General features: G+C 30.9%; 19 protein-coding genes and 2 pseudogenes. 16 read left to right on the top strand and 5 right to left on the bottom strand.

Annotation, left to right across the window (positions count from 1 at the left end; genetic code table 11):
- Positions 1-109: 109 nt before the first annotated feature.
- Positions 110-2,776 carry an MDR family MFS transporter gene (locus AGR56_RS17925; protein WP_053243460.1) on the bottom strand — a complete coding sequence of 889 codons (2,667 nt, stop codon included), beginning with the start codon at positions 2,774-2,776 and terminating at the stop codon, positions 110-112.
- Positions 2,777-2,975: 199 nt separating this feature from the next.
- Between AGR56_RS17925 and AGR56_RS17920 the strand changes: the two genes are divergently transcribed.
- Together AGR56_RS17920 and AGR56_RS17915 are read left to right on the top strand one after the other, a co-directional pair.
- Positions 2,976-3,584 carry a TetR/AcrR family transcriptional regulator gene (locus tag AGR56_RS17920; RefSeq protein ID WP_053243459.1) on the top strand — a complete coding sequence of 203 codons (609 nt, stop codon included), beginning with the start codon at positions 2,976-2,978 and terminating at the stop codon, positions 3,582-3,584.
- Positions 3,585-3,848: 264 nt separating this feature from the next.
- Positions 3,849-4,394 carry an NADH peroxidase gene (locus tag AGR56_RS17915; RefSeq protein WP_053243458.1) on the top strand — a complete coding sequence of 182 codons (546 nt, stop codon included), beginning with the start codon at positions 3,849-3,851 and terminating at the stop codon, positions 4,392-4,394.
- A gap of 225 nt (positions 4,395-4,619) precedes the next feature.
- Here AGR56_RS17915 and AGR56_RS17910 read toward each other — a convergent pair whose 3' ends face one another.
- Positions 4,620-5,132 carry a CDP-alcohol phosphatidyltransferase family protein gene (locus AGR56_RS17910; protein ID WP_053243457.1) on the bottom strand — a complete coding sequence of 171 codons (513 nt, stop codon included), beginning with the start codon at positions 5,130-5,132 and terminating at the stop codon, positions 4,620-4,622.
- 324 nt (positions 5,133-5,456) lie between these two features.
- On the opposite strand from AGR56_RS17910, the gene AGR56_RS17905 reads away from it, so the two are divergent.
- From AGR56_RS17905 to AGR56_RS17855, 11 genes are all read left to right on the top strand, one after another.
- Positions 5,457-6,830 carry an NAD(P)/FAD-dependent oxidoreductase gene (locus tag AGR56_RS17905; protein WP_053243456.1) on the top strand — a complete coding sequence of 458 codons (1,374 nt, stop codon included), beginning with the start codon at positions 5,457-5,459 and terminating at the stop codon, positions 6,828-6,830.
- Positions 6,831-7,085: 255 nt separating this feature from the next.
- A complete protein-coding gene (locus AGR56_RS17900) occupies positions 7,086-8,282 on the top strand; it encodes a glycosyltransferase family 4 protein (protein ID WP_053243455.1) in 1,197 nt (398 codons plus the stop codon).
- A gap of 119 nt (positions 8,283-8,401) precedes the next feature.
- Positions 8,402-9,688, top strand: a complete 1,287-nt coding sequence (locus AGR56_RS17895; RefSeq protein ID WP_053243454.1) for an adenylosuccinate synthase — start codon at positions 8,402-8,404, stop codon at positions 9,686-9,688.
- A 150-nt stretch (positions 9,689-9,838) separates the two neighbouring features.
- On the top strand, positions 9,839-10,033 hold the full coding sequence (locus AGR56_RS17890; RefSeq protein WP_053243453.1) for a DUF1858 domain-containing protein: 195 nt from the start codon (positions 9,839-9,841) through the stop codon (positions 10,031-10,033).
- 104 nt (positions 10,034-10,137) lie between these two features.
- Positions 10,138-10,884 (top strand): acyl-ACP thioesterase domain-containing protein, encoded by a 747-nt coding sequence (locus tag AGR56_RS17885; protein ID WP_053243452.1) that lies wholly within the window; start codon positions 10,138-10,140, stop codon positions 10,882-10,884.
- A 558-nt stretch (positions 10,885-11,442) separates the two neighbouring features.
- Complete coding sequence (locus AGR56_RS17880) at positions 11,443-11,808, top strand: hypothetical protein (protein ID WP_053243451.1); 366 nt, start codon at positions 11,443-11,445, stop codon at positions 11,806-11,808.
- Between the two features lie 68 nt (positions 11,809-11,876).
- Entirely contained in the window at positions 11,877-12,782 is a 906-nt protein-coding gene (locus AGR56_RS17875) for an RHS repeat-associated core domain-containing protein (protein ID WP_053243450.1), read from the top strand.
- Between the two features lie 31 nt (positions 12,783-12,813).
- On the top strand, positions 12,814-13,269 hold the full coding sequence (locus AGR56_RS17870; RefSeq protein ID WP_053243449.1) for a hypothetical protein: 456 nt from the start codon (positions 12,814-12,816) through the stop codon (positions 13,267-13,269).
- 310 nt (positions 13,270-13,579) lie between these two features.
- Complete coding sequence (locus AGR56_RS17865) at positions 13,580-14,131, top strand: hypothetical protein (protein ID WP_157055835.1); 552 nt, start codon at positions 13,580-13,582, stop codon at positions 14,129-14,131.
- Positions 14,132-14,226: 95 nt separating this feature from the next.
- A complete protein-coding gene (locus tag AGR56_RS17860; protein ID WP_053243447.1) occupies positions 14,227-14,571 on the top strand; it encodes a hypothetical protein in 345 nt (114 codons plus the stop codon).
- A 294-nt stretch (positions 14,572-14,865) separates the two neighbouring features.
- Positions 14,866-15,267 (top strand): hypothetical protein, encoded by a 402-nt coding sequence (locus AGR56_RS17855; RefSeq protein WP_207642184.1) that lies wholly within the window; start codon positions 14,866-14,868, stop codon positions 15,265-15,267.
- Positions 15,268-16,134: 867 nt separating this feature from the next.
- Here AGR56_RS17855 and AGR56_RS17850 read toward each other — a convergent pair.
- Positions 16,135-16,653, bottom strand: coding sequence for a transposase (locus AGR56_RS17850; protein WP_053243445.1), 519 nt, complete (start codon positions 16,651-16,653; stop codon positions 16,135-16,137).
- Between the two features lie 680 nt (positions 16,654-17,333).
- Here AGR56_RS17850 and AGR56_RS17845 point away from each other — a divergent pair.
- The 3 genes and pseudogenes from AGR56_RS17845 to AGR56_RS23100 form a co-directional block, all read left to right on the top strand.
- Positions 17,334-18,068, top strand: a pseudogene (locus AGR56_RS17845) (RHS repeat-associated core domain-containing protein); the annotation flags it as partial.
- A gap of 27 nt (positions 18,069-18,095) precedes the next feature.
- Complete coding sequence (locus AGR56_RS17840; RefSeq protein WP_053243443.1) at positions 18,096-18,554, top strand: hypothetical protein; 459 nt, start codon at positions 18,096-18,098, stop codon at positions 18,552-18,554.
- A 203-nt stretch (positions 18,555-18,757) separates the two neighbouring features.
- On the top strand, positions 18,758-18,880 hold the full coding sequence (locus tag AGR56_RS23100) for a hypothetical protein (protein WP_278279728.1): 123 nt from the start codon (positions 18,758-18,760) through the stop codon (positions 18,878-18,880).
- A 145-nt stretch (positions 18,881-19,025) separates the two neighbouring features.
- Here AGR56_RS23100 and AGR56_RS17835 read toward each other — a convergent pair.
- Together AGR56_RS17835 and AGR56_RS17830 are read right to left on the bottom strand one after the other, a co-directional pair.
- Positions 19,026-20,008 (bottom strand): annotated as a pseudogene (locus tag AGR56_RS17835) (dipeptide ABC transporter ATP-binding protein).
- Positions 20,008-21,018, bottom strand: a complete 1,011-nt coding sequence (locus tag AGR56_RS17830; protein WP_053243442.1) for an ABC transporter ATP-binding protein — start codon at positions 21,016-21,018, stop codon at positions 20,008-20,010. The pseudogene AGR56_RS17835 and the gene AGR56_RS17830 overlap by 1 nt, the downstream one beginning before the upstream one ends.
- Positions 21,019-21,021: the final 3 nt, after the last annotated feature.

Below are 21,021 nucleotides of genomic sequence, written 5' to 3'. Positions count from 1 at the left end.
AGACTAAACATTCTAAATACTCATATTTACATACATAAAGTAGTTTATCACTAATACCAGAAAAATTCAATTGAAACTGCGCAATAAAACAAGCCATCAGTATATCCCTTTATAAATTACTTAAAGCTTTATCATCATATTCCTCACTCTTATCTTCTATTTTTACATTTTTATCTGTAAATAGTCCAAATATCGAAGATATCATTACTATTATTGACGAAATTAAAAATGTTTTGCTAAAAGCAGTCGATAACTTATCATCCTTTTCACTTTTAACCTTATTCATAACACTTTGGATCGCACCTTTTTGCCCAGCCATTCCTATACTTGTTACTACTGTTTCAGTTCCATCCTTTATTTTATAAGATGCATCTACAAGTTTACTAGAACCATCTTCAAGTTTATCATTTCCAACTTTAGCCTTATACATGCCATTTTTTAGATTTGACGAGCCATCATATAATTTTGAAGAACCATTACTTAACTTTGAAATTGAAGTATTAATAGTACCTATTCCTTCTTGAAGTTTTGTAAGTGATGCAGCTGCACTAGAAAGCTTATGAGCTCCAGCTGCAAGTTGTGCAACTCCACTTTTAAAGGCTCCCCTGTCCTTAAACTGTGCTTCAACTTTAGAAGCTCCATTTTGAAGATTATCTGCTCCAGCTTTAAGAGTTTGGCCTGATGAAACAACATTTTGTGAAGCTGCTAGTTTACTTTCAAACTCACTTTCATTTGCAGATGATATTGCCGCGGTATAAATGCTTACCATATTTGAAAGCATTTTTATTTGCTGTATATCCTGTGATTTATCATTTTCTAACTTACTAAGATTAGTTCTATACTCATCAAGTACCTTAGCTGCATCTGCATTGTTTTTTACAAGCATATATAATGTACTATTTACAGCAGCCACATAATTGTTAACCCCGCTAGAAACTTTCTGCGTTCCATCACTAACAGAAGTAATGCCATCATATAAGCTTGGTTTACTTGTATCACCACTTGATGAAAACTGTCCTATAAGCTTTTGTGAGCCAGAATCTAAGCAAGTTATTCCATTAACTAATGCAGTTATACCTTGACTTCCATCTGCTAGTTTTTGACTTCCTGCTGCTAATTTACTAATTCCATCATTAAAAGTGCCTAATCCATAATTTAATGAAACACTGCCATTATAAATTCCATCCAGCCCATTATCTAAATTTTTCATTCCACTATTTAAAGAACTCTGACCATTCGCTGCCTTTGATGCTCCATCTCTAATTATGCTTGTTCCATCGTATAATTTCTTCAAGGTATCATTGTTATAAAAGGATGCATTCTTAGAAAACAAGCTTTTATTATTCTTTATTATATCTTCTACCGACTTTTCAATTGAACTCTGCGATATAGTATTTCTATTGCTATCCGTATTTTTAAAGTTGTCATTTACTACCTTTATAAGTTCTGTTCTGACAGGTTTGATTATCTCATTTTTATTGCTTATATACGAAATCACATTATTTTTGATATTATCCTTTGCAGTAGATACATTGCTATTTAATATACTTACAAGTATTGCAATACCAATACAACTTCCTATTTGTCTAGCAGCATTTATAATTCCAGAACCCATTCCGCTTTTTTCTTTAGGAATAAATTTAACAGATGAAGAAAGTGCTTGAACCGAAAAACCAAGTCCTATTCCACATATAATTAAATCCAATATCATTGTTCCTTTAGTCATATCTGCGTTCACATAGGATAGTTTAAATGTGGCAATTCCAAGAATTAATATACCAAGAAAATTTACAATTCTTGTACCAATTTTCTTACTTAAAATACTTCCAATTGGCGTTGCGAACATAGTTGTAAGTGAAACACTCATCATAATAAAAGCAGCCTTAAGAGTATCATATTCAAGTACATTCTGGAGGTAATAATTAAAAATAAGAAGAGGACACATAATTCCAAAACCTGTTATTAAGTAACATATATTTGATGCTGTAAAGGTTGGTTCTTTAAAAAGACTAAATTCTACCATCGGTGCAGAAATCTTAAGTTCGACTATAACAAATACAATTAGAGAAACCGCAAAAATTGCAAACAAAGCTATTATAGTAGGTGAGTTCCAACCATAATCCTTTCCTTTAAGTAGTGCAAAAGTAAGACAAAATAGGCTTACAGTTATCATTATCATTCCGACCCAATCTATATTTTTAGAAACTGTGTTATCATAAGATTCTTCTGCAAAAACCATTATTAAAATTAATGCAATAACAGTAAGTGGCACATTAACAAAGAAAACAGACTGCCAATTCGCATATTTTATTAAAATTCCTCCAACTGGTGGTCCACTTGCAGCTGCCAAACCAACTACAGCACCAGATGCTCCAACAACTATCTGCATCTTTTCTTTTCCAAAAATTTCGATTCCCATTGGAAGTACTATTGGTGTAATAATAGCTCCTCCAATACCTTGTATAAATCTCATCACAATAAGAAATAATAACGAATTAGAAAATCCGCAGAGTACAGAGCTAATTCCAAAAATTAAAAGGCCAATAACCATTAGTTTTTTTCTTCCAAATTGATCTGCAAGTTTAGATGCAGTAATCATAAAAACTGCTAATGCTAAAGCATAAATTGTACTTATCCAACTAGTATCATTCAAACTTACCTTAAAATAATCCGTTATACTTGGAAGAGCAATATTAACAATTGTACTATCAATTACTCCAAGAAAAGCAGCTATAAGTATTCCAATAAATCCAATATAACCAGTTTTTTTGTTCATTTTATATCCACCTCCAAAATATGAAACCTAGTTCATGTTCATATTATAGTTTTATGTTTCCTAAATGTCAATATAAATATGAAGTCACTTTCATATTTCATTGACAACATATTTTTCTTGTATTAAAATAAAGCTATATTTTAAAAATGTTGATTAAATCAAAACGTAAATAACTATAAAACTATTAGAGGTGAAAAAGTTGGATAAGGCAGTCCGTGAGCCTAAACAAAAACGTTCAATAGAGAAAAAAGAAAGAATAATATCAGCAGCCAACAATCTTTTTATAGAAAAGGGTTATTTTAATATAACCACAGCGGAAATAGCAAAAACTGCTGGACTTTCAACAGGTACAGTTTATGCATATTTTAAAGATAAAAAAAATATACTTCTTGAATGTCTTTACAAAAATGGTCAAGAGTATATAGGACAGATTGTTGATGAACTAGGTAATTTTTCGGAAAACAAAGATCTTTTTAATACCATAAAGAATATTCTTAATATTTTTATACAACTTCATACTACTTATCCTAAAAAATATCATGATGAGCTTATGTCTCTAGTATATACAGATAATGATGTAATGAAGTATTTTCAGCGTATTAAAAACATAATGATGGATGCTGTTGTTGCTCAGCTTAAAAAATCAGGAATTGAACTAAAACATGAAAAAGAGCAATCATTTTTGATGTATTCTCTTATTGAAAATATTGAAGATGAGCTTGTTTTTGATATAAATCCAGATTTGAATAAAGAAGTTCTTATAGATGAATGTGCACGTGTCATTGTTGCAATGATACAGGTTTTATAAATATTGCGAAGTAACAGTATCTTGGAATATTAAATAAAATTAATAAATCTAAGTGGTTATTTAAAAAAAGTGGTTGCTTTGAGTTCTAGAAGGATAATGGGCAGAGCCCAAACCCCGGGTAAAGCAGAATGGTAGACAATTTAAAGGCAGTGTAACAGTTAGAGATACCAGTTTTGATGATAGCAGTATTGTAGAAATAGATCTAGAGGAAAATGTAAAAATAAAAAGTAAATTTGATTGAGAGATAAAGGGAGGAATTTTAAAATGAAAAAATTTAAATGTACAGTCTGTGGTTATATTTATACAGGAGATGCAGCACCAGAAAAGTGCCCAGTATGTGGAGCTGGTTCAGATAAGTTTGTAGAAGTTAAAGAAGAGGCAGAAGGTTGGGCTGATGAGCATAAAATTGGCATAGCAAAAGGTGTTGATCAAAAAGTAGTAGATGGATTGAGAGCTAACTTTACTGGAGAGTGCACAGAAGTTGGAATGTACTTAGCTATGGCAAGACAGGCTGATAGAGAAGGATACCCAGAAGTTGCAGAAGCATACAAAAGAGCAGCATTTGAAGAAGCTGAGCATGCATCAAAATTTGCAGAACTACTTGGAGAAGTTCTTGAAGCAGATACAAAGAAAAATCTTGCTGCAAGAGTAGATGCAGAAAAAGGAGCTTGCGAAGGAAAGAAAGAATTAGCAACACTCGCAAAACAACTTAACTATGATGCAATTCATGATACAGTACATGAAATGTGCAAAGATGAAGCTAGACATGGATCAATGTTTAAGGGATTGTTAAATAGATACTTTAAATAAAAAATGAGGTGCTCTAGTAAGATGCTAAAAAACGACCATATCGAATTTTGATACGGTCGTTTTTTTGTTTTGTTGAAAACTTGAACAAGCCCCCCAGATGTTTAAGAAGACATAACATTATGTTCAAGAAGGATAATGGGCTTCGCCCAAACCTCGTGTATGATTGAAAGAGCATAACATCATGTTCAAGAAGGATAATGGGCTTCGCCCAAACCTCGTGTATGATTACATCTGTTTTCTCTTCATGAATATAAAAAAGTAATTTACGTAGGCTATTAAGGTGCTTAGTAAAGCAGAATATAACAAAATTGTTCCCAAGGTTTTATTAAAAACAACAAGAAGTATAGAAATATAAAATAAAAATGTGGAGACTTTGCCAAATGCGTTAGCGGGTATAACTATGTTTTGTTCGTAGAGAATTATTCCTGTAAGAATCATGGACAATTCTTTGACTAATAATATTACTATTATAAACATAGGTATATAATTTTTTATAGTAAAGCAAGTTAACACGGTAATTAGCATGAGCTTATCTGCTAAAGGGTCAAGTACAGTTCCAAGTTTGGTTATCATATTAAAGTTTCTTGCTATATAGCCATCAAGTATATCTGTAAAACCTGCAACAAAAAAGATGATTACAGAAAAATATATGTTGTTTGGAGAATTAGAGAAAAACACAATTATAAAGTATGGAATGAAAATAAATCTAAAAATAGTAATAATATTGGCTGCATTCATTATCGTCACCTCTTGTTGTTTTATGTCTATATTATTTACATATATTTAATAAAATATTAAAAGTAAAGTCTATTAAGAATTGGTAAATAATGTTGACTGTATTGTTCAGCTTTGATAATATGGTTAGAGGTATAACACTATATAGTATAGTATTTAGAAGATTGGATTTGACTAAAATTAAGTTTGTAGTGTACTGGTTATTATGGAAATTATATCAGTTGACAGAATACAATTGACAGGATACAGTTAAGGTTGGTTTTCGAGTATAGTACAAAATTTTAAAATTTAATACTGTAGTGCATAACATATTTAGGAGGGCTTTTTATGAATTATGATATAATTATTGTCGGTGCAGGAGCTAGTGGTATTTTTGCTGCATACGAACTTGTAAAAATTAACCCTGATTTAAAGGTGCTAATGATAGAAAAGGGACACAGCTTAGATAGAAGGAAATGTCCCATAGATGGTAAGAAGATAAAAACATGTATTCAATGTCCGGTTTGCAATATAATGAATGGATATGGTGGAGCAGGAAGTTTATCAGATGGTAAATATAATATAACAAATAATTTCGGTGGAGAATTGTATAAGTATTTAGGATACAATGAAGCATTGGAATTAATGAATTATGTTGATAAGGTTTTATGCAGCATGGGGGGAGAAGATGCTAAGCTTTATTCAACAAATAATTCTGATCTTAAAAGTAAAGCACTTCAGCATGATTTACACCTGCTTGATGCAAAGGTAAGACATTTGGGAACAGATAGAAATGTAGTTATAATGGGAAATATCTTTAAATACTTAAATGAAAAAATAGAGATACTTTTTGATACTGAAGTAAAAGATATAGTTAATGAAAATGATGAGTTTGAAGTAATAACGGATAAGAGCACATTTAAATCAAAAAAATTGATATTGGCAACAGGGCGTTCTGGATCAAAGTGGATTTCAGAGATATGCTCAAAATTAGAGATAAAAACTGAAAGCAATAGAGTAGACATTGGAGTACGTGTAGAGCTTCCAGCAGAGGTATTTGAACATATAACTGATAAAGTATATGAAAGCAAGATAGTTTATAAAACAAAGAAGTATGGGGATATGGTTAGAACTTTTTGTATGAATCCTCATGGAGAAGTTGTAAATGAAAATACAAATGGTATAATAACTGTAAATGGTCACAGTTATTCAAATCCAAAGCTTCATACTAGTAACACTAATTTTGCGCTTCTTGTGTCAAACCGTTTTACTGAGCCTTTTAAAAACAGTAATGAATATGGAGAATCTATAGCTAGACTTAGCAATATGCTTGGTGGAGGAGTCATAGTTCAAAGATTTGGTGACTTAGTTAATGGAAGAAGAACTAATGAAAGAAGAATGGAAAAAAGCTTCACTATACCAACTTTGAAAGCAACTCCTGGTGATTTAAGCCTTGTAATACCTAAAAGACAACTTGATGATATAATAGAAATGATTTATGCATTAAATAATATAGCACCTGGAACTGCCAATGAAGATACTCTGCTTTACGGCGTAGAGGTTAAGTTCTATAATTCTAAAGTTGAGGTTGACAATAATCTTGAGACTAAAATTAAAGGATTATATATACTTGGAGATGGATCTGGTGTTACACATTCATTATCACAGGCATCTGCAAGTGGAATATATGTTGCAAGATTACTTGCGGGAAAACAGAATTAATATTTAAGAAATTTTTAAGATATATATTAAATGAATATAAGAATTATGGTATATACTATTTTTGTGAAATTATTTTGTTGAGGATAAATTACTTGAAATGTGAAATTTATTTGTGCCGCAGTGCTATGCTTTTAGGTATTATGGTACAAATAAATTTTATTAGGTAAAGTGATTTATTTTATTTATATATGGAAAATTAAGCAGCTATTTTAATGAAGTTTCCATATTTATAAAATTAAAAATATGGAGGGTAAGATGAAAATTTTAATAACAACAGATACGTACTATCCAATGATAAATGGAGTTGTAATTTCTGTTAATAATTTATATAAGCAGCTTAAAAGATTGGGGAATGACGTTAGAATACTTACCTTGTCTTATGATGGTAAGCAGCATGTTGAGGGAGATATATACTATTTAAATTCCAGATTTGTAAGGGTATATCCTGAGGCTAAAGTTATACGGCCGTTTGGAAATAAAATTATAAGAGATATAGTAGAATGGTCGCCAGATATAATACACTCTCAAACTGAGTTTTCCACTATGATAGTAGCAAAATATATAAAACGAAAATTAAATATACCTCAAATCCATACATATCATACTATGTATGAGGATTATTTAAAGTATTTTTTAAAAGGAAAAGTAATACGCAAAAATACAATGGCGAAAATAATAAGGTTATTGTGTAACACTTTCGATGAAATAATAGCGCCTACGGAAAAAGTTAAAGAAGCGCTAATAAGTTATGATGTATCAACGGATATAGAGATAATTCCAACAGGAATAGATATTGGAAAATTTGGTAAGAATGTATCTAAGGAAGAGAAGTGCAAGCTACTCAAAAAATATGGCTTAAGCAGTTCTGATGATATATTAGTGTATGTGGGAAGAATTGCGGAGGAAAAAAATATAGATGAAATCATTAATTTATTTAACTGTGTGTTAAAAAATATGCCAAATATAAAGCTCCTTATTGTAGGGGGAGGACCATACCTTATAAAACTCCAAAACATGGTTAAGGAACTTAATATAGAAGAAAGTGTTAAGTTCACTGGCATGATAGACGTTGATGAGGTTCAAAAATACTACAGGCTTGGATTAGCATTTGTTACAGCATCTAAAAGTGAATCTCAGGGACTTACTTATCTGGAGGCAGTTGCTAGCGGATGTCCCGTTGTGTGCAAATGGGATTTATGTATAAAAAACCTTATTATAAATGGAGAAACTGGATATACCTATACAAACGAGGATGAATTTGTTGAACATATAAAGGCAATTATATCAAATAAAGAGCTTAGAAATCATATGAGTATGGGAGCTAAAAAAATGGCTCAATTATATTCTACAGAGAACTTTGGAAAGAAAGTTTTTGAAATCTATGGTGAAGTTCTTAATGAAAAAAAAGACGACAACCACAATTCTCACTTGTTACGAACAATATTTGGATAGGGAGAATAAATATTCGATTTTTTATTCAAAACTAAAGACAAAATAAATTTTTTATGTTATATTTATCTTTGGTAAGTTTTCAATAAAATAATCTTTTGTTATGAAAGTGAGGAATTGTTATGTCAGCATTTATTGTTTTAGGTGCCCAATGGGGAGACGAAGGAAAGGGTAAGATGACAGATTATCTTGCAGAAGGAGCTGACGTTGTTGCTAGATCTCAAGGTGGAAATAATGCAGGTCATACTGTTGAAGTAGGAGATAAACAGTATAAATTGCACTTAATACCATCTGGAATATTATATAATGATAAATTAAATATTATAGGCAATGGAGTGGTTATAGATCCAAAGTCTTTATTCGAGGAAATTGAATATTTAAATAAAATGGGAGTTGAAGTTACTCCTGAAAAATTGGTTATAAGTGATAGAGCACATCTTATAATGCCTTATCATAGAGCATTAGATGGTGCAAGTGAAAAGTTAAGAGGAAAAAAAGATATTGGAACTACAGGAAAGGGAATAGGACCTTGTTATACAGATAAGGCAGAGAGATCTGGTTTGAGAGTTTGTGATCTTATGCATCCTGAAGTATTCAAAGAAAAGTTAAAATCAAATCTGGAAATAAAAAATGCTATATTAACAAAAGTATATGGTATTGAAGGATTTGACTATGAAAAAATGTGTGAAGAGTATCTTGCTTATGGAGAAAGAATGAAATCATATGTTAAAGATACTTCTGTTATTGTTTATGATGAAATTAAAAAAGGTAAGAGTGTGCTTTTTGAAGGAGCACAAGGTAACCTTTTAGATATAGATTATGGAACTTATCCTTATGTTACATCATCAAATACTATAGGTGGAGGCGTATGTCCTGGAACTGGAATAGGACCTGGAATGATAGATAGTGCTGTTGGTATTGCAAAGGCTTATACAACTAGAGTTGGAAAAGGACCTTTTCCTACTGAATTATTTGATAAAATGGGAGATCATATAAGAGAAGCTGGACACGAGTATGGGGTTACAACAGGAAGAGCAAGAAGATGTGGATGGCTTGATGCAGTTATATTAAAACAGGCAGCAAGAGTTTCAGGTTTAACAAGTTTTGCTATAACTAAGATAGATACTTTGGCTGGAATTGATAAAGTAAAAGTATGCGTAGGATATGATTTCAATGGAGAAGTTATAGATTATATACCAGCAAGCTTAGAAGATTTAGCACTTTGCAAACCTGTATATGAAGAATTTGATGGCTGGGGCGAAGAAGTTGCAGAAGCTAGAAGTTATGATAAACTGCCTGAAAATGCAAAGAAATACTTAAAGAGAATAGAAGAACTTACTAAAACTAAAATATCAATTGTTTCCGTTGGAGCAAAAAGAGACCAGACAATAAAAATAAGTGATATATAAAAAGATAGCTAAACGTAGTAAAGGAAGCTTTGCTTTAAATAACTGTAAAAATTAACACTTATTTAAAGCAAAGCCATAAAATAAATTTTGACAACTTAAAAAACTTGGGTATAATATAATCATCAATAAAAGAAAAGAGGTAGATGTATCATGAAGTTAACTAAGGATATGACAATTGGCGAAGCTTTAAGAATATATCCAGATGCAGCTCGTATATTGATGAGTTTTGGAATGGGTTGTATTGCTTGTCCATCAGCTCAAGGAGAAACTATAGAAGAAGCTGCTATGGTTCATGGACTAGATGTAAATGAAATAATGCAAGAATTAAATAAAGAAACCGTATAGTAAATAAGCATTATCAATGCTATAATTAAAGATAAACTTTGCTGGTTGAAGTAATTTATCTAGAAGGCATTGATAATGCTTATTTTTTATATTGGAGTGGTTGTATGGATAAAATTATTAGTAAAAAAGATTATAATATTCATTTTTATGAGGTCAATTATGATAAAAAAGCCGATATTACTTCTATAATGAGTTATTTGGGAGATTTGGCTACATATCAGAGCGAAGAACTTGGCGTAGGAATAGATTACTTAATGAGGAATAAAATGGCATGGGTAGTATACAAGTGGAATGTACATATGGACAAATATCCTGAATATAATGACACTATAACTGTAACAACAATTCCATATTCTATAAGAAAGTTTTATGCATATAGAAAGTTTGAGATTTTCAATAAAGGTGAGAAAATAGGGGAAGCTACTTCACTGTGGTTTCTAATCAATACGGAGAGAAGAAGGCCTTGTAGGGTGCCAGAGGACATCTATAGAGCTTATGGACTTAGGGTAGAAGATGACCAGCAGCTTGAATTTGAAAAGCTCTTATTACCTTCAGAAATAAGCAGTGAGAAAAGCTTTGATGTAAGATACAGTGATATAGATACCAATAAACATGTTAACAATGTAAAGTATGTGTCATGGGCGCTTGAAAACATACCACTTGATGTTGTTAAAAATTGCTCTGTTTCCAGCATAAGGGTTATTTATGAGAAAGAAACTTCTTATGGAGAAACTATAACTGTACAAACTCAAATGAAGGAAATAGAAGATAAATATATTTTTGATCATGTTATTAAAAATAGTGAAGGTGAAAAGCTTACTTTAATAAAGACCGAATTTTTAAAGGCCTAAAGGAGTAATAAGGATGAACAACCTAGAATCTAAAAATTCTAAATTCCAAGTTTATCCTAACAAACTGGAATTTGTCGAGCTGAGTGAAGGGTTTTAATTCGCCCTGCTCATTAAAAAACTAAACTTTTTCACTTATGTGAAAAAGTGAAGGGTTTGACATAGCTTTGCTTGTCAAAAGGTGAAGGTTTTTGCCACGGCAAAAAAGGTTAAGGAATATTTTTCTCCGTTTCTCTACGAAAAATAAATAATTTAAATACGTTAAAGATTTTCCGTAGGGAAACGGAGGAAAAATCAACCTCGGAATTGCATTAACAGGTGTCTGTGTATGGGATAATTACCATAGTGGATATAGTTCTTCAGAGGCCTTTGGAAGAAGTGCAATTGATGTAATAGGTTCTGCATTTTTAATAGGATTAGCATTTACTCCGATAGGTTTAGCTGGGATGATAACGGCGGTTGCAGGTGTAACAGTAGCAAGCGAAGTAGCTAAAAACTATATTTGGAAAAAGGATTAGATAATGATTGAATTTATATGACTAAGGGGACGGTATAAAAATTATGAATAATAAAGATGCAATATTAAAAATAGTAGTAGGGGTATTTGTTGTATTAATAATAAGATATGTTGGAGTAGAGCATATACCACCTTTGGGTATTTTTATAATATTTTTATTTGTAATGACTTATTTTATTTTTAAAATAAGTATAAGTAAAAAAGGGCAAAATAAAGATATATATTTTCATGTATTTGCATACCTATTAATTGCATTTTTAACGAATGGAATGATTATGTATTTAATACAATATAAATATCCACAATATTTGACAATTACTAAGCCTATTATTATACCTATATTTATAATTTTATTTATTTTACTTACAATATTTGTATTTATTTGGGCTATTATGAGTAATAAAAAATAGTAAATTAGATGATTGGCATTTATAAATAAGTAGCAAGGTACTATATTATACCGTATAATCTAAATAATGTGGTAAGTTCAAAGTATATCACAATAAAATATGCCTTACAATATATAAATGGACATCAAGATACTATATGGCATAATGGCTTTAACTACAGCTTTTTGTACGATTCTATAGGAAGAAATACAGAGGTTAGTGTAGGAAATCAAAAGCTAATAACTAATATCTATGAGCAAAATGGAGATGATCTTTTAGAATCCGACTACGGAAATTACTATAACCCTGAGTGGGGAAGATTTATTAATACCGATTCAATAGTTGGACAAACTGGAGAACTATTGGGACATAATATGTTTTCATATTGCAAAAATAATGCTGTAAATATGTCAGATGACGATGGAAATAGACCTGAATTTTCAGGTACTGGACATGATACAGGTGAGGATTTGGAAGTATCTCTAGCAATAATGAATAATAGATATGATTATAGTACTGGGACTATAATCAGACCTGTGTCTAAAAGTATAACGAGTACTATTGATAAAGTTACAAACGCACTAGGAAGTACATTAGGGAATGCAATAAGTTGTATCGGAGATTCTGGAGTTGGAAAAACTGCATCAATAGTCATATCTAAGGCAACTAAACCTATTGATTTTCTTTTCTCAACTCCTAAAATTGTAACTGTTAGTGGATCAATTGGAAAGTATGGGATTGTTAATTCTATATCGTTGCTCTTAAATTTAAGATATGACTGGGTTCATTATAATGGATGGGATGTTACAGGAAGGATTATTGTGGATGGAATAGGCTATGTTGGAATAGTGGCAGTTGCAGGAGCAACATCAGAAATATGGGCACCTACACTTGCAGGCTTTGCAGCAGCAACAGCAGTATCAATTGGAATAGGTGGAATTGTTAATTGGGCTACAGGTAAAATAAAAGATACATTTTTTAGAGGAAAAAAATAGTATTGATTTATGAAAGGAGCATATGGTGTAGATGAATGAAAAAAAAGAACTAATGAAAAAAATATTGATTTTTGTTGGAATATTAGGATATGTTTGTTTAAGCTTTTTACCAATAGAATTTAAAGTGATTTTTTTTGTTATTGCAATTTTAAGTGTAATAGTGTACTTAGCAGAGAGTATAATGAATAACTATGGAAGAGTTCATATTGCTATGAGTATACTTGCTTTTCTTTTATTTATTGGTTTGATGTTGCATTACCTTATTCAGAATAAATTTATACAGTACAATGTTTGGGATAATTACCTTCTTTTATTTGAATCATTAGTAGTTATAATAATGTTCAGTGTTGCTTGTGTAAACTATTTTAAAAAAGCAAATAAGAGACAAAGCATTACTATGATAATTATGATATTAATTATCATAATAGGTGTAATTGCGGTGATTCTTTTAATTATATTAAAAAAACTTGGTATAATACCGGCATAACTTAAAATTGTAATAAATAGTTAATATAAATTATATTAACTGTCAATTAGTGTATTGTAGTGAGGACAATGGAATATATTAAAAAGTATCTTGTGGGAACTCTATAGGAGAATGTGATAAAGTCCATTTTATACATCAAAATATGGAAAAGCGAAGCATGTAATTATTGATATATAAGGCTTTATAAACTGTAAAATTATAGTTAATCACATCCTCCTATATGATAACTAATTAAAATTAGCGATAAATGTCAACAGGTATTAAAATTACTTGTTGGCGTTTCTTTTTAACTAAAAAATAAACTATGTCTATGGCGACGCAAATTTGGAAGGATAAGCTGACAAGTTATAATGGGAAAAATATAACCTATGATGACATAGGAAATCTATTAAATGATGGGTTGTACACTTATACCTGGCAGCAGGGAAGACAGCTTTCTGGAATGTCTGGAAATGGCAAAACAATAAACTATAAATATAATGAGGATGGTATAAGGACACAAAAAACAGTAAATGGAGTTACTACAAATTATACCCTAAATGGTGATGAAGTAGCTTCTGAAAGTGATGGAACAAACACTATATATTATCAGTATGGTACTTCAAATAATGTTTTGAAAATGAATCTTAATGGTAACAATTACTATTATATAAGAAATGCACAAGGAGATATAATAGGACTTATTGACAGTACAGGAACGCAGGTAGTAAGCTATACTTATGATACTTTGGGTAAACTTATATCAATAGGTGGAAGCTTAAAGGATACAGTAGGAATATTGAATCCTTATAAAACAAGGAGTGTAAAAATGAAAGATGAATTTTTTGAAAAATTAATTTCTATTTTGAATATAGAAACTTAAAAATTTCTATATTATTTAATATTTTTATAGTATTATTAACTTGTTTTATAGTAAAGGTATTTGGTGGAAGCGTAATAATTTCTATAATGACGTGTATGACAGCTATTTTATCATTGGGATTAGTAGTACAAATTTTTAGAAAAGATAGGAATATAAAAATGATAGTATCTTATATAGTTGGAACTCTATTTTTATTATTTGCAACTTTTGTGATGTATTTTATGAATATATATAGAAATAATAACAATGAAATGCTTATGGATAATTTAATAAAGATATCTATTTCTGTTATAGCACTATTGCTTGATATTATTGGATTCTTTTTTATAATGAACAATAAAAATGAAGAAAAGAAAAAAATTATACTAGCAGTTTGTATGGTATATATTACTTTTGTTGCAATAGTTACAATATTATTTTTCGCATCTAAGGGTTTTTAAATATATTCCGTGTAAAAGTATCATCCGTTTCTTTATTGTGCTTCAATGGGAAATGTATTTTTGGATAGGATTTACTGGTTTACCTGTAATAGCAAGATTTGGCATAGAAGTGTGGGACAACTTTATAAATTGTTAAGTATGGCTATGCAAGAAAAGCTGTAGATATAGGCGTATTTGCCGTAGAAATATGTATGATTGGCGCAGGAGCATTAGCATGGTGCGGAAATAGAATAAAGGATATATTTTTAATGATCCTAAACAATAAAATAAGGAGAAAAAATGAGAAATAAAATTATGGAAAAATTAATAAGCATTTATGACTATACAAATCCAAAACTTTCTGTGCAGGTAAACATTTGCGTAGCTTTAATTACAAGTCTTATAGTAAAGTTATTTAGTGATGATGTAACAATTTACTTATTTATTTGTATAACAGTTATTTTATCAATAGGTTCTTTAGTTCAAATTTTAAGAAAGGACAGAAATGTAAAAAAGATATTATACTATGTATTAGGAACGTTATTTGGAATGTTTATAACTTATATGATTTACATTGGGGATATGTACAGTCATGAAAATAATAAAGTTATGTTAGCTATTGTAATAAAGATTATTATTGGTGTTATGGCATTGCTAATTGATATAATTGGAGTGATTTTTATTATGAATAAAGGAATTGAAAAAAGAGAAAAATAATGTTGATAGTTGGTATGGTATATTTTACGTTGATTGCGATAGTGGTAATAATATTTTTCGCTTATAAAGGGGTTTAACCTCAATAATTTGCTTATCAAAAGAATAAGCAGAGTTGAGTTTAGTGAAGATATTAAAGATTTCTTGGAGTTACAAGTGGTAACTAAATCAATTAAAAAATAGCTGCAAAATACTAGTTTACTTACTTCATAAGAATAGGGTTAGGTAAGTGGATTTGCACTTTAATTAACTGTCAATTAAAGTTGATTTCATAAAATACTGCATAATCTAAATAATACAGTAAGTCCAAGCCTTCCGCTATAGGATATGCCCTAGAACCTCGAAATGTACACCAAGAAGGAGGAACTAGAGTACTAATTTAGGAAAACATAAGACAGATAATGAAAACTCGATATAATGGTTAATTCAAGCTAACAACAGAACGTCAACAAGTACAAATAATACTTGTTGACGTTTTTTCAATAGCAGAACTAAATCCCGTAATAATACGTGAAACTAATACTATAGTTAAAAAAAGAGGGCAAAGATGGCAAAGCAGCAGAAAGAAAAAAATAAAATACTATCAATTTTTCAAACTTGGGGGCAAAGGGGCAATAGGGAGGGGGAAAGTAAACTAAAAAAATTTCTGTAAAGAATTCAATGAAAAACAAATAAAAAAATTTTTCAAAATACTCCACCCCCAAAATCAATCATAAGTAGATGCAGCCGAACTTTGCTTTTCTAAATCTGTTATACTATTTAATTCTCTTAATATATGAGCACAACATAGAGCGTGGTCGCAGTTAGTATATTTATTATAACTACGCCAAGAATCATGAACAGCAGTGCCTTCAAATTCTGGAAGGATTTCTATGTCATCAGTTGCGTTGCTTCCTCTATTATCATGAATAGGATAATTATGTATTGCTCATTTGATGCCACATGAAGCCACTTTAGTTTCTTATTTACAAAAATACCAGTTTCATCGAAATGAACTGCTCCTTCATCATTTTTTAGAATCTCTTTAATATTTGATTCAATGGATTCTAAAGCATCATGGCAAGTTTTATCTATTGAAACTAACGTTCCTTTGCTGATGTGATGATGAAAGAAATCCTCAAAAAATTCTTCCTGCCTATCATATGGTATAAACTGATATTGGTTTAAATAAATCGAAGTGGTTTTAATTCTTGATCCATATTGAACAGGTTGAGTAATTTCTTCTGGAAATTTTGCTTTGTTTATGTGCCCACATACACATTTTTTAACTTCTGCTCTATGTTCTGTAACTTTAACTTTTATCTCTGGTAAATCTATAACTTGACGAACAATGTATCTCTCTACAAGTACATTCTTTAAGGATGCATTGCATATACTACATTCGCCCATTTTATGCTCAATTATTTCATCAGGATTTTTCTACTTGCTTAAGAGTAGAAAATTTATGTCCAGGTTGACCACCAGGCTTTTTACCTGAAGGTTTTCTTAGACTTTTAGTTTTCTTTTTAAGTCAATCTGATGATGGAGGTTTACTACTGAAATAATACCTTCTGCATAAACTTTAAATATTTCCTTTTCGCTCGCAACATGTCACCACTATTTTATTAGTTTAAAAGATTTGCTTGTTTATAATACTATAGAACTAATGTATGTGTAAAGAGCTGAATTATAATTTATGGTATCAGTAATCTTTTATTTTGTTAATGGCTGAATAGTTACTAGTATTGAAAACATGATATAATTTACCTATAAAATTAGTTGAGTTAAATAGGTAAAAAAGCATTATATTATCATTAGAAAAACCAATGAAAAATATAGATAATAAGGCTCAAACCCTTGAAAATCCTAAGAAGAATGAAAAACTAATGATGCTACAAGCTTATTTAATCATTGTTGCAAATAAGCTGTTTTAAGGTAAACCTTTGAAACATCCAGTGCTAAATTCATGATTTGAAACAATGATGTACTGTAGTCAGTTGAATAAATTCAGTAATATCAATAGTTTACAGGTTAGAATTAATAGTTAAAAATCCCTAAAAAAGTATGTTCGGTAAAGGTATGATACGGAGACTGGACTGTATTATTTGCAATCAAGGCGCTATAATCCGGAGTGGGGAAGGTTTATTAATACCGATTCAATAGTTGGACAAACTGGAGAACTATTGGGACATAATATGTTTTCGTATTGCAAAAATAATGCTGTAAATATGTCAGATGCCGATGGGAATAGGCCAGAATTTTCAGGTACTGGACATGATACAGGTGAGGATTTGGAAGTATCTTTAGCAATAATGAATAATAGATATGATTATAATACTGGTACGATAAGAAGGCCTGGATCAAAAAGCACATCATCAAATTCAAGTGGTTTCGTAGGTGGCATTTTAACAGGTACTGTTGCCTCAATATCAGACCAAGCAGCTGGCTATAAGATTACAAGTAAGATACCTAGAATCAAAAATATGATTGTAACTTGTCAAAAATTTGCACCAGGATTTGAAATGCAAGGCGGAATATATAGAGGTTGGGTTGGTCCAACTAAATTTATTGAATCAAAATTAGGAGTATTTAGTATTGCTGCAACAGGATATTCGTTATATAGTGATTATCAAAGTAATAATGGATGGGATATTGCAAAATCAATGGCTGTTGATGTAGGGGGATTTGGAATAGGAATTGTTTCAGGAATAGGAATTGGGATGCTTGGGCTTACACTTGTACCAGCAATGGTAGCTATGGGGACAGTTGCGATTGTCACAGGAATTGCAAGTTATAAACTTAAAAAGAAATTAGGTGTTAATTAGTAAAATGTAACTACTAGGAGGAGAAAATTGAAAGAATTTATTAGAAAAATTATAGATATTATAAATAAACCATCAGATGAAATAAGTCCATTTATATTTATTGCAATTTTTGTGGTAGTAACATTTTTAATTAGAAACTGTAAGCCCAAATACGTAATTATATTTGGAATAATAGCTGGATTGATAATGTTAATTTACACAATTATGTCAATTTTAAAGCGTGAAAACATTGTAAAAACATTGATTTATTTTATTGTGATGATAATGTCAATTGCTATAATTATAGTGTATTATTTGCAGTCAAAGGGAATGAACTTCGATGTTTTTGGAATAATATTTCCAATATTACTTGAGTCTTTTTTCATTACAGGGTATATGTATGTAAAGAAATCAAGAGACAAAGAAAGAATTGCTAAAATGAAAATTATATTAATAGTAATTACTTTAATTTTAATTTTATATATGGTAGTTTTTATATTTGCATAGACTATAAATTGAGGACAATTCTGAAAAACTTAATATAGTACTAATTTTAAAACAAGAATAAAACGTCAGTAGATAAAAATGTATCTGTTGACGTTTTTTTGACTAAAAAAATAACCTACGGTTGTGGCGATACAAACTGGAAGGATAAGCTGACAAGTTACAATGGAAAAATATAACCTATGATGCCATAGGAAATCCACTAAATGATGGAACCTACACTTATACCTGGCAGCAGGGAAGACAGCTTTCTTACACTTATACCTGGCAGCAGGGAAGACAGCTTTCTGGGATCAAAGCGCTTAAAATATAGTGCTCAGCGTAGCTGACACTATTAAGTTCTAAGATTTACCTGAGAGAAACGAAAGGTAAATCCACCTTCACTGTACTCTGCACTTTGTACTCTGTGCTCTGAATCAACTTCCAGTTTATCAGGATAAATTTGGAGATTGCAATTTTAAAGTTTCAAGTTGTCTATCTATAATACAAATTACATGCAACCCTGTGACCGCCACCAACATCCTTAAGCTCCAAATCACCTTCCATGCATTCAGGTTTAGCATATTTGCATCTTCCACTAAATCTGCAGCCTTTTGGAGGATCTATTGGTGATGGTATTTCACCTTCTAACACTATTCTTTTATTCTTTTCTGCCATATCTGGATCTGGAATTGGTATAGCTGAAAGAAGTGCCTTAGTATATGGATGCAATGGATTTTTATAAAGCTCACTGCTCTCCCCTATTTCAACCAACTTTCCTAAATACATAACACCTATTTTATTTGATATATGTTTTACCATAGATAAATCATGTGCTATAAATAGGTAAGTAAGTCCCAAATCAGACTGTAAATCTTCAAGCATGTTTACAACCTGTGCTTGTATTGATACATCAAGTGCTGAAATAGGCTCATCGCATACAATAAATTCTGGTTCAACGGCGAGTGCTCTTGCTATACCAATTCTCTGCCTTTGTCCCCCTGAAAATTCATGAGGGTATCTATTTGCATGGTCTGGATTTAATCCAACTCTATTTAATAAGTATTGAACTCTTTCATGCTTTTCTTTCTTACCCATTAGCTTATGAATTTCTATTGGTTCCCCTATTATGTCTCCAACCGTCATTCTAGAATTTAAAGAAGCATACGGATCTTGAAATATCATTTGCATCTTTCTTCTATATGAAAGCATTTCCTTGTTTTTAAGCTTGGCTATATCTTTGCATCATAGATAATTTGTCCACTTGTTGGTTCATAAAGCTTTAATATAGTTCTTCCTGTTGTAGTCTTTCCACATCCAGATTCGCCAACGAGTCCTAAAGTTTCACCCTTTTTTATATTAAAAGAAACATCATCTACTGCTTTTACATAGCTTTTTTTAGTTGAAAGAATACCTTTATTAATGCTAAAAAACTTAGTGAGATTTTTTATCTCAATAAGATTATTGCTTTTTTCCATTAGCCTTCACTCCTTTTAATATTACGTTCAACTTTTGGTGCATTAGGATGATTAAGCCAGCAGCTAGAATAATGTCCTTCATTAATTTTGTATTGTTCAGGCTTGTTCTCAAAACATATTTTCATAGCATAATCACATCTTGCCGCGAATGGACATCCTTTTGGAGGCGCTAATAAATCTGGCGGCGTTCCTTCAATTGGCTTAAGTCTTTCCTTTGTGTCCAATTTTGGATTTGGAATACTTCTTAAGAGGCCCCAAGTATATGGATGATTTGCATTATAGAAAATGTCCTTTGAGCTTCCACTTTCAACTACAACGCCACCATACATAACATTTATCCTCGAACATACATCTGCTACAACACCTAAGTCATGCGTTATAAGTATAATTGACATATTTAATTTTTCCTTAAGATCTTTCATAAGTTCCAATATCTGAGCCTGAATTGTAACATCAAGTGCTGTAGTTGGTTCATCTGCAATTAACAGTTTAGGACCACAAATAAGAGCCATAGCTATCATTACTCTCTGCCTCATTCCGCCAGAGAACTCATGTGGATATTGTTTTATTCTCTTTTCCGGACTAGGTATACCAACTAAACCAAGCATTTCTATAACTTTTTTTCTAGCTTCACTTTTATTCATCTTTTTATGCTTAATCAAAGATTCACTAAGCTGATCTCCAATTGTAAGCACTGGATTTAAAGAGGTCATAGGATCTTGAAATATCATTCCTATAGCATTTCCTCTAATTTTCTCCATATCCTTTTCTGAAAGCTTGGTTAAATCATTTCCCTCGAATAAAATTTCTCCCTCTTTTATTTCACCATTGCTGTCTAAAAGCTGCATAACTGTCATCATAGTTATACTTTTTCCACTTCCAGATTCACCAACGATTCCTATTGCTTCGCCTTTATATAAATCAATAGTAACTCCTCTTACAGATTGCACTTCACCCAAATGTGTATGAAACGATGTGTGTATATTATTAATTTGAAGTAGCTTTTCCATACT

Origin of the sequence: Clostridium sp. DMHC 10 (assembly GCF_001270375.1) — a bacterium.
GTDB lineage: Bacteria > Bacillota > Clostridia > Clostridiales > Clostridiaceae > Clostridium_S > Clostridium_S guangxiense.
This window is presented reverse-complemented; position numbering and strand designations above follow the sequence as displayed.

What these genes read in the sequence shown, in the direction of transcription:
- AGR56_RS17910 (WP_053243457.1), bottom strand. Translation starts at nt 5,132, where the DNA reads ATGAATGCAGCCAATATTATTACTATTTTTAGATTTATTTTCATTCCA.
- AGR56_RS17915 (WP_053243458.1), top strand. Translation starts at nt 3,849, where the DNA reads ATGAAAAAATTTAAATGTACAGTCTGTGGTTATATTTATACAGGAGAT.
- AGR56_RS17925 (WP_053243460.1), bottom strand. Translation starts at nt 2,776, where the DNA reads ATGAACAAAAAAACTGGTTATATTGGATTTATTGGAATACTTATAGCT.
- AGR56_RS17900 (WP_053243455.1), top strand. Translation starts at nt 7,086, where the DNA reads ATGAAAATTTTAATAACAACAGATACGTACTATCCAATGATAAATGGA.
- AGR56_RS17890 (WP_053243453.1), top strand. Translation starts at nt 9,839, where the DNA reads ATGAAGTTAACTAAGGATATGACAATTGGCGAAGCTTTAAGAATATAT.
- AGR56_RS17905 (WP_053243456.1), top strand. Translation starts at nt 5,457, where the DNA reads ATGAATTATGATATAATTATTGTCGGTGCAGGAGCTAGTGGTATTTTT.
- AGR56_RS17830 (WP_053243442.1), bottom strand. Translation starts at nt 21,018, where the DNA reads ATGGAAAAGCTACTTCAAATTAATAATATACACACATCGTTTCATACA.
- AGR56_RS17870 (WP_053243449.1), top strand. Translation starts at nt 12,814, where the DNA reads ATGAATGAAAAAAAAGAACTAATGAAAAAAATATTGATTTTTGTTGGA.
- AGR56_RS17860 (WP_053243447.1), top strand. Translation starts at nt 14,227, where the DNA reads ATGACAGCTATTTTATCATTGGGATTAGTAGTACAAATTTTTAGAAAA.
- AGR56_RS17880 (WP_053243451.1), top strand. Translation starts at nt 11,443, where the DNA reads ATGAATAATAAAGATGCAATATTAAAAATAGTAGTAGGGGTATTTGTT.
- AGR56_RS17865 (WP_157055835.1), top strand. Translation starts at nt 13,580, where the DNA reads ATGGCGACGCAAATTTGGAAGGATAAGCTGACAAGTTATAATGGGAAA.
- AGR56_RS17885 (WP_053243452.1), top strand. Translation starts at nt 10,138, where the DNA reads ATGGATAAAATTATTAGTAAAAAAGATTATAATATTCATTTTTATGAG.
- AGR56_RS23100 (WP_278279728.1), top strand. Translation starts at nt 18,758, where the DNA reads ATGATGGAACCTACACTTATACCTGGCAGCAGGGAAGACAGCTTTCTT.
- AGR56_RS17895 (WP_053243454.1), top strand. Translation starts at nt 8,402, where the DNA reads ATGTCAGCATTTATTGTTTTAGGTGCCCAATGGGGAGACGAAGGAAAG.
- AGR56_RS17850 (WP_053243445.1), bottom strand. Translation starts at nt 16,653, where the DNA reads ATGGGCGAATGTAGTATATGCAATGCATCCTTAAAGAATGTACTTGTA.
- AGR56_RS17855 (WP_207642184.1), top strand. Translation starts at nt 14,866, where the DNA reads ATGGAAAAATTAATAAGCATTTATGACTATACAAATCCAAAACTTTCT.